The organism is Hymenobacter convexus, assembly GCF_030580955.1.
Classification (GTDB): domain Bacteria; phylum Bacteroidota; class Bacteroidia; order Cytophagales; family Hymenobacteraceae; genus Hymenobacter.
The window spans coordinates 247,337-255,778 of record NZ_JAUQON010000009.1; the positions used below are offsets into that span (position 1 = coordinate 247,337).

Sequence of the window (8,442 nt, forward strand, 5' to 3'; positions counted from 1 at the left end):
TTCACATCGTTCGCACTCTCACCCTATACGCATCGGCACATTCTTCAATTACTTGCTGAGTACGGCCACTTTGCTCACGCAGCCATTCTTGCCATCGGCGTCGGTCGATAACACCAGGTAGACGCCGGAGCGCACCCGCTCGCCGTTGGGGTTGGTCATGTTCCAGGTCACAGTGCCGCCGCTGGCCGTGGTGGCGTACACGAGGTGGCCCGCCACATCGGTGATTTTGACCAACGCATTGTTGGTGAGGCCGGTGATGCCCACAGTGCCCGCAAAGTCGGGCCGCACCGGGTTAGGAAACACGGCCGTGCAGTTTGGCTTGCCTTCGGTGACGGTGGCCGAGCCGCGGTAGGCCACCACGCCGGCCTCGGTGGCTACCCAAACCTCGCCGGTTTTGTCGTTCACCTTCACATCCACGATGCGGTCGGACGGCAGGGGGCTGTTGGCGGTGGTGAAGTGCAGCAGGGCCTCGTCGGCATCGGGGCTGAAAAGCCACAGGCCCCGGTCGGTGCCGAACCACTTGCGGTCGGCGCCGTCCACGGCCATGCAGCGCACGGCTTCGCTGTACAGCGTGTTGTAGCCCACCCCTTCGCCCTTGTTCACGAAAGGCAGGGTGAAGCCCAGGTTGGTACCGAACGGCCCTTCCGGCTCGCGGAAATAGGCCACCCCTTTGATGGTGGCGGCCCAGATGTAGCCGCGCCGGTCCTTGGCCAGCTCGTAAATCTGATTATCCGGCAAGCCGGAGGAAGAGTTGAAGAGGCGCGGCGGGTTGGCGCCGGTGGCGTCGACGGCGTAGAGGCCGATGGCTGGCCCGCCAACGCTGCTGGCGTCCGTTTTGCGCGACACCGACACCCACGGGTTGCCCAGGTCGTCGAGGGCAATCCGCTCGAGCGCATCAAAGCCAAACGAGAACGGAATCGTCTGCCAGGTCGTAGCGGCCGGGTCGAACAGAAACAAACCGGAATTACCGGGTTGCAGGTGCCGGTTCACTACCCACAGCTTGCCTTCGGGCGTGGCCGCCAGGTCTGTTACGTCTGTTCGGCTTGCATCGCCGTTGGTCCTGAGCAAGGGCGTCCCGACGGGCGCTCCCGGGTTGAACAACCGAAAGTCGCTGGGCCCTTTCCATTCCAGCAGCCCGCCACCAAAATAGCCCACGTACAGCGTGCCATCGGGCGTGCGGGCGCCCCGCACCGGCCGAATCGGGTTGGGGTAAGCGGCGCTGGATAGCGTTTGGGCCGTGATGTTGGTCCATTGGCCGTTGAAGAATTCGTAAAAGCCTTCCCCGTTGCCGTTGGGGCCGTATCGTTCGCCGTAAGCGCCCGAAAACACGTCAACTTTGTTGGAGCGGGCATCGGCCAGAATGCTGAACGACAAATTGCTTTGCGGACCATTGGCCACAAAGTATTCCGGCGTTTTGCCCGCGCCCGGGGCCACCCGAAACAAGCCATTCATAAAATTGGCCACGTAATAGTTGCCATCGCGCGAGCGCACCGCATCCTCGGTAAAAGTGCCCGGGATGGGCGGCACGTCGGTGCTCACCACTCCGGTGGTGCGGTTGAGGCGCCGCACGCCATAGTCGTCGTCGACGAGAAGCAAGCCCGCCCCGCTGCCCCGCAGGCTGCGGAACTGGCCCGTGTAGGTACCCGGCACCTGCTGCCACGGCGTGGTGCTGCCCGCCACGAACTTGTATACAGAATTGCCCCCGGCTTCGACGGCCGCGTACACCTGGCCGCCATCCACCGCCAAAAAGCGGTACACCACCGTCTGCGCAATGGGCGGTACCGGCTGATAAAGCGTCCAGTTGCGGTAGTCGAGCAGGTTTTGCGACAACGAGCCGCGCAGCAGCCCCACCGATGTGGCCACAAACAAAAACCCGTTGGCCGAAGCCGCGTCGTACACGTTGACCACCGTGCCGCCCGGCCCGATGTTGGAGTAAGTATCGCTGATTTCCAGCTTGGTCAGGTCCAAAGCGACCAGGCCGAAAGTGGTGCTCACGTAGGCCCGGCCGCCGCCTATCGATACGCGGTTGATGGGGTTGCTACCGACCTGAATAGCGCCCTGCGACACCTTGCGGAGCACGTCGTTGATATTGCGCACCTTGCCGTTGGGCTGCAGCACGTCGAGGTTGGTGTCGTTGTAAGCCAGCACGGTTTGCCGCGTCACGGAGTCGTAAGCCATGCCGGCAACGCCCACGCCGCTCAGGCCATCACGGCGCGACAATACCTGGGTGGTATTCAGCTTTTTATCCAGAAAATAAAACGCTCTTTGCTGCGTCGACACGTAGACACGGTCGCCCGCATCGGCCAGCTGCAGCGGGCGGTTGATGGGCAAATGCAGCTGCCAGTCGCCATAACCCACTCCCTGGGCGCGTGCCGAACCAGCCAACAAAAACAGCCCGGTGAGGCCAAGCAAACAACGGAAAAGATGGGTCATACGCGCAACTGAACTCGAATGTAACTACCGAAGCGGTGGCCCGGCTTCGTCCCAATGCCAACGCCGGGCCCGCCGATTTAGTGCGCGGCCGTGGAGCGCACCTCCTGCGCCGGCCGCCCCACCTGCATGCCGCCCAGGAAGCAGGGCCGGCAGCGCGCCTCGTACGAGTCGGTTTCGCCGAGCAGCACCTGGCTTTCGCTGGCCACAATGCGGTAGGAATAGGAAGCAATTTCGCCGCAGCACACGCACACGGCGTGCACCTTAGTCACAAATTCGGCCGTGGCCAGCAGGGCCGGCATGGGGCCGAAGGGCCGGCCGAGGTAGTCCATGTCGAGCCCGGCCACGATGACGCGGGTGCCGTTGTTGGCCAGCTGCTCGCACACGTCCACCAAGGAGTCGTCGAAGAACTGGCCTTCGTCGATGCCCACCACGTCGGAGCCGGCGGCCAGCAGCAGGATTTCGGATGGCACGGCCACCGGGGTGGAGCGAATGCGCGCGGCATTGTGGCTCACCACGTCTTCGGCGTGGTAGCGGGTATCGAGGGCGGGCTTGAAGATTTCAACCTGCTGCCGCGCAATGCGGGCGCGGGTGAGGCGGCGAATCAGCTCTTCGGTTTTGCCCGAGAACATAGAGCCGCACACCACTTCAATCCAGCCCCGGCGGGGGGCATTGTGGCGGTTGCCAACGCGGGGTTCAATAAACACAAGCGGAGAAAAACAAGTGAGCGAATGGGGCAACATTCCCCGTACGGAACCTCTAAAGTACGTCCCGCGCCGGCTTGGCTCAAGCCTAAAACCAATTCTTTTAGGGCCGGCTACTCGCACTCAGGCGCTTGCGGACGACGGGTTTATTTTGTGCACGCCGACAAAGTCTTCGGTGGCCGAATACACGACCTCCACTGTGTCACCTTTCTGGATGGCCTCAAAAACAGCCGCGGGCACGCCCACCCGGTGCGTGTCGTCGGGCGGTAGTTCCAGCCAAGCAGCGCCCAACAACTGCTGTTTGCCCTGCACCACAAACCGCCCCACCAGTTGGTAGCCCAGCCGCCTATTCTTCAGGGGCTTGCCAATCCATTCGTAGCCGGCGGCCGCGGCCAGCAGCAACGCAACCGCCACGCTCGGTACCAGGTCCGCCATATATTCTGCCATCGTGGCTGGCAAATGGCTGCTTGCTCGACGCGACGGCACGAATGGCCCCAGCAGCGCCACTACTATGGCTGCCAGGCCTATCAGGAGTACTCGTTGGGCAATTCGACTGAACGTGAGCCCAGCAGTGCGAAATGGACGCTTTTGGTACAGGTGCCAATGCCGCGTGGTGGGTTTGATGCGCAGGCTATTGGCCATCGGCGAGGTAGCGCACGTGCGGTAGTTGGGTGGCTTCAGGCACCCGGGCCGTCACATCACCGGCCGGCAGCCGGGCCTGGCAGGTCAGCCGCTCGTGGGGCAGCAGGCGGCCGGCGGCCCGGTAGCGCAGTTCGGCATCGGTGGGGGGCGTCAGGTTTTCGAGGCCGCTGCTCACCTGCAGGCGGCAGGTGGTGCAGCGGCCTTTGGCCCCGCAGGCGTGCATCCAGTCGTGGCCGGCGGCTTGCAGGGCGGCCAGCAAGGTGGCGCCAGGAGGCACCTCAACGGGGGCGCCGGGCAAGTTTTCAATCGTTATGAGGGGCATTTGTGCCTAACTTCGGCCACCGAAACCCGGCCTTTCTATGAACGACAAATATAGCCTCGCCAAGTGCGCCCAATATGGCCGCCGCCTGGCCGCCCGGCTCTGCGAACAGCATTTCACCACGCCCTCCACGCCGCCGCTCGATGGTGCGGCCGTGCTCAAGTTCACGCCTGTGCGCCAGCTCAACCTGCTGGTGGTGCGCCAGTTGCTGGGCCAGTGGCAAGCCGAAACCGCCCGCCTGCGCAGCCCTTACTTCGATTTTGAAGCCGCCCCCGTGCAGGCGGCCCTCACGCAGTTCATGAACGTGCTGTCGCGGCACATCAGCCTGGGGCGCGCCGCTTACGAGCCGCTGCTGGCCCAGGCCGCCGCCGATACCCTCGCCCTGGTGGCCGACCCGGCCGGCAGCTTCCAACGGCTGCTACTGGGCACCACGGAGCAGCCCACCATCGCTGGCCTGCGCGAAAGCCTGCGCTACATCGACGTGGACAAGCCCTTCTACGCCGGCTTTCTCGACAGCTTGCCCGACAGCAAAGACCTGAGCCGCGATTTTCTCACCCACCGCTTCGAACTTTATCACGCGGCCAACTACAAAGCTCACCAGCCCATGCAGCGCCTCGTGGCCGAACTCAGCGCGCTGCTCCCCCTCACCACCGCCGACCTGCTCGAAGACGGGCCTGTTTCGGCTATCGCCGCCCCGGCTCCTGCGGCTGCTCCGCCCGTTCAGCCGGCGCCCCCGGTTGCAGTACCGCCGGCCGTCGTCGCGGCTACACCAGTCGCTGAGCCGGCCCCCATTGCCCCGCCAACCTTCGTAGCGGGCCCGGCTCCTGCGCCGCCTCAGACGCCGGTGCCGGCAGCTCCGGCCCCCGCTCGCCCGCTCCCCAATACCGACTCGGCCAACGTGCCCCTCCACGAAAAGCTGAGAGCGGGGCAGCCCAGCACCGCCCCGTTGGCCGAAACCCTGCGCGCCAACGCCACCGCGCCTTCCCTGGCCGAGCGGCCCGGCCCCAAAGTTGAAACCCTGCGCGAAGCCATATCCATCAACCAGCGCTTCAGCTTCATCAACGAGCTGTTCAACGGCGAAAACATGGACTACCACGCCGCCATCCAGCACCTTGACTCTTTGCCTTCCGCCGAAGCCGCCCGCGCCTACGTCACCGGCGACTTATCGCAGCGCTACGACTGGAGCCGCAAGGAAGAGCACGTCAACAAGCTGCTGAAGCTCATCGAGCGCAAATTTGCTTAGCGTCGCGTCTACATCGGCAAAGCCCCTGCTGGGCCCTCGGCTACGGCGGTGGCTGCTGCCATGGCTCTTGGCTGTAGCCGCCTTGGCCAACTTGGCCTACCCGATGTATGTCCACTACGATTTCTCCCACTCCTCCGACACCCGCAGCTACCTGCACATGGCCGCCGGCCGTTTCGACAGCGCGCGTGTCACCCACCGCTACCGTGTGCTGGTGCCCGCCGCCGCCGCAGTCGTGGCCCGGCCGATAGCCCAAGTATATGCCAAGGTGTGGCCCCAACGCCCCGCCGGGCTCTGGCCGTTGCGCTTCGCCTTTTACTTGGTCAATTGCCTGTTGCTGGCCGCCGCCGCCGCCGCCTGGTTCAATGCGGCCCGCCAAATAGGTGCTTCGCCCGAAGCCGCGGCCCTGGCTATGTTGGCCGTACTCACCAGCCGTTGGGCCGTCTACGCCGCTGGCTTGCCCCTCACCGACAGCCTCTACCTGTTAGTCGTAAGCCTGGGCTATTATGCCATCCGGCGAGGCGCAGGCAGCGGCTGGGCCTTAGTGCTGGCGCTCCTCCTCGGCCCCTTAGCCAAAGAATCTTTCGTCTTCCTGCTGCCGTGGCTGCTGTGGTGCGGCCGTCACATCATGCCCTGGCCCCGAATGCTATTGTTCCTGGTGTTCGGACTGGCAGCGCTTTTCGCGGTGCATTGGTGGGTCGATGCCCGCATTGGAGCTACCAGCAACCAATCCGTCTCCAATGCTTTTGAGCACTTTGATAACGTTCTTTATTCCCTTCGCCGTGCCGCTTCCCCCAAAGGATTGGGCGAACTCCTCAGCATTTTCGGCTTCATTGCCTTGGTTCCTCCACTCGCACTCTGGCTACAACGGAGGAATCGCAACGTACATCAGTCCTCAATATTCGCCGCATTAGGTTCCCCTGAATCAGGATTAGCCGCCGTCGTCGCAGTCCACATGCTCCTATCCGGCGACCTTGGCCGCATGGGCTACCTTTTCGCCCCCGCTTTTTGCGCGTCCTTGGCGTTAGCCTTCACCCACTGGCGGCGGCTGGTCAACGCCTAACCGCTGGTGTTGTCTCAACGCACCAAGTCCTGCTTTCGATAAGCGTCAATCGCCAGCAGACTAAACAGCAGAATAGTAAACGACCACAACGACGACCCGCCATAACTAAAAAACGGCAACGGAATGCCCACCACCGGCGCCAGCCCGATGGTCATGCCCACATTCACCGTCACGTGGAAAAAGAGCACACTGGCCACACAGTACCCATATGTGCGTCCAAACACCGATTTCTGCCGCTCTGCCACGTAAATAATGCGCCAGAGCAACGTGAGGTACAACCCCAAAACCACCAAGCTGCCCAGCCACCCAAACTCCTCGCCTACCGTACAGAAGATAAAATCAGTACTCTGTTCCGGCACAAAGTCGAATTTAGTTTGAGTGCCCTGCAAAAACCCTTTGCCGACCAGCCCCCCCGACCCAATAGCAATTTTGCTCTGCGTCACATTCCATCCTTTCCCCAAAGGGTCCGCCGAAGGGTTAATCAATATCTCAATCCGTTGCCGCTGATGGGGCTGCAATACCTTATTATAAAAGAAGTCCATCCCTACTACCATTCCTATAACCACCAGCCACACCCCCACCGCCAGCGGCAAATGGTGCCGTAGCACGCGCCGGTTCAAACCCAACACCGCCACTAGTAGAATCGTAGCCGCACCCATCAGCCACACCTTCGGCACAAGCAAGGCCGAAAGGAGAATCACGCCCGCTGCCGCCAGCAGCAGCAATATCAGCGGCGACATCCCCTCCCGAAAGTAGGCCAGCAACAATGCCCCAAACACCAACGCCTGCCCGGATTCATTGGAAGCAACAATAAGCAGTGGCGGCAGAAGTGTGATTCCGGCTAGTACCAGCTGGTCACGCCAGTCCTGGTAACGCAGGTTAATGCTTGACATAAAGCGAGAAGCCGCCAGCGCCGTCGTGAACTTCGCAAATTCCGCCGGCTGCAATCGCACCGGTCCCAGTTCCAACCACGACCGCGACCCTGCAATCGGCCGGGCCACAAACATCGTCACCACCAGAAGCAGAATCATGCCCCCATACAAGGCATAAGCTAGCGTATCATAAGCCTTATAATCAACAACCAACAAGATTACTACCAATACCACCGCAGTTGCAATCCACAACAACTGCTTAAACCAGTTAAAAGCCATGAGCTTATCAAAGCTCATAATGGTCAATGGATTCGCTGGCGCATCCGGCGAATAACTGGAAGCATATATACAAATCCATCCAATTCCCACCAGCCCCACATAGAGCAGCACCGTCAACCAATCTATACTACGACTATAACGTGCTGGTGAAACTTGCACAACGCGCGTGTTTTAAAACTTTATAACAAAAATACTGCTTCCAGAATCCTTCAAGAATTAATCAACTTACAACAGCCATTTAATTTCCATAATACCAATTAGTTCAAAGCAAAAATCCCTTCGGGCTGCTGGCGAAAGCATCCTGAAGGGATTTCCTGTTGATAAGGTTGGCGGCGACCGACTCTCCCACCGGTGAAGGCAGTACCATAGGCGCACCGGGGCTTAACGGCTCTGTTCGGAATGGGAAGAGGTGAACACCCGGGCTAAAGCCACCATTGCTGGCGGGGGTTGCGTGTTCTGACTAGTCCTGCCTCGCGGCAGAACGCAACCCTCAATAACTCGACGTAAGGGGACAAAAACGAAGCGTTGGTTGCGCGCTCGACGATAGTACCAGAAGCCCTCGGCCACTTAGTACGGCTCAGCTATTGTGTTTCCACTGGTTCACCTGCCGCCTATCCACGTCGTCATCTCCGACGGGCCTTCAATTGGGAAATCTCATCTCCAGGGGAGTTTCGCACTTAGATGCTTTCAGCGCTTATCTCGTCCCAGCGTAGCTACCCGGCGCTGCACCTGGCGGTACAACCGGCGCACCAGCGGCTGGTCCATCCCGGTCCTCTCGTACTAAGGACAGGTCCTGTCAAATTTCCAACGCCCACCACAGATAGGGACCGAACTGTCTCACGACGTTCTGAACCCAGCTCGCGTGCCACTTTAATCGGCGAACAGCCGAACCC

Annotated in this window: 7 protein-coding genes and 2 rRNA genes; 2 read left to right on the forward strand and 7 right to left on the reverse strand. The window is 61.3% G+C overall.

Annotated features, from left to right (window positions below; all coding sequences use genetic code 11):
• Positions 1-48: 48 nt before the first annotated feature.
• The 4 genes from porZ to Q4S41_RS19075 form a co-directional block, all read right to left on the reverse strand.
• The gene (porZ, locus tag Q4S41_RS19060) at positions 49-2,412 is read right to left on the reverse strand and encodes a type IX secretion system anionic LPS delivery protein PorZ (protein ID WP_305032719.1); all 2,364 of its coding nucleotides are present in this window, start codon (positions 2,410-2,412) and stop codon (positions 49-51) included.
• A 98-nt stretch (positions 2,413-2,510) separates the two neighbouring features.
• Positions 2,511-3,137 (reverse strand): thymidine kinase, encoded by a 627-nt coding sequence (locus Q4S41_RS19065; protein WP_305014505.1) that lies wholly within the window; start codon positions 3,135-3,137, stop codon positions 2,511-2,513.
• 120 nt (positions 3,138-3,257) lie between these two features.
• Positions 3,258-3,569 carry a hypothetical protein gene (locus Q4S41_RS19070; protein ID WP_305032720.1) on the reverse strand — a complete coding sequence of 104 codons (312 nt, stop codon included), beginning with the start codon at positions 3,567-3,569 and terminating at the stop codon, positions 3,258-3,260.
• 196 nt (positions 3,570-3,765) lie between these two features.
• On the reverse strand, positions 3,766-4,098 hold the full coding sequence (locus Q4S41_RS19075; RefSeq protein WP_305032721.1) for a 2Fe-2S iron-sulfur cluster-binding protein: 333 nt from the start codon (positions 4,096-4,098) through the stop codon (positions 3,766-3,768).
• Positions 4,099-4,135: 37 nt separating this feature from the next.
• On the opposite strand from Q4S41_RS19075, the gene Q4S41_RS19080 reads away from it, so the two are divergent.
• Both Q4S41_RS19080 and Q4S41_RS19085 read left to right on the forward strand, forming a co-directional pair.
• Positions 4,136-5,338: a hypothetical protein gene (locus Q4S41_RS19080; RefSeq protein WP_305032722.1), complete on the forward strand. Its 1,203-nt coding sequence runs from the start codon at positions 4,136-4,138 to the stop codon at positions 5,336-5,338.
• Between the two features lie 103 nt (positions 5,339-5,441).
• Positions 5,442-6,398 (forward strand): hypothetical protein, encoded by a 957-nt coding sequence (locus tag Q4S41_RS19085; RefSeq protein WP_305032723.1) that lies wholly within the window; start codon positions 5,442-5,444, stop codon positions 6,396-6,398.
• 14 nt (positions 6,399-6,412) lie between these two features.
• Here the strand turns inward: Q4S41_RS19085 and rodA are convergent, their stop codons facing one another.
• From rodA to Q4S41_RS19100, 3 genes are all read right to left on the reverse strand, one after another.
• Positions 6,413-7,708 carry a rod shape-determining protein RodA gene (rodA, locus tag Q4S41_RS19090; protein WP_305032724.1) on the reverse strand — a complete coding sequence of 432 codons (1,296 nt, stop codon included), beginning with the start codon at positions 7,706-7,708 and terminating at the stop codon, positions 6,413-6,415.
• Between the two features lie 165 nt (positions 7,709-7,873).
• Positions 7,874-7,985: ribosomal RNA gene (gene rrf / locus Q4S41_RS19095) — 5S ribosomal RNA — on the reverse strand.
• A gap of 111 nt (positions 7,986-8,096) precedes the next feature.
• Positions 8,097-8,442, reverse strand: a 23S ribosomal RNA gene (locus Q4S41_RS19100); the annotation flags it as partial.

What these genes read in the sequence shown, in the direction of transcription:
- Q4S41_RS19070 (WP_305032720.1), bottom strand. Translation starts at nt 3,569, where the DNA reads ATGGCGGACCTGGTACCGAGCGTGGCGGTTGCGTTGCTGCTGGCCGCG.
- Q4S41_RS19075 (WP_305032721.1), bottom strand. Translation starts at nt 4,098, where the DNA reads ATGCCCCTCATAACGATTGAAAACTTGCCCGGCGCCCCCGTTGAGGTG.
- Q4S41_RS19080 (WP_305032722.1), top strand. Translation starts at nt 4,136, where the DNA reads ATGAACGACAAATATAGCCTCGCCAAGTGCGCCCAATATGGCCGCCGC.
- Q4S41_RS19085 (WP_305032723.1), top strand. Translation starts at nt 5,442, where the DNA reads ATGTATGTCCACTACGATTTCTCCCACTCCTCCGACACCCGCAGCTAC.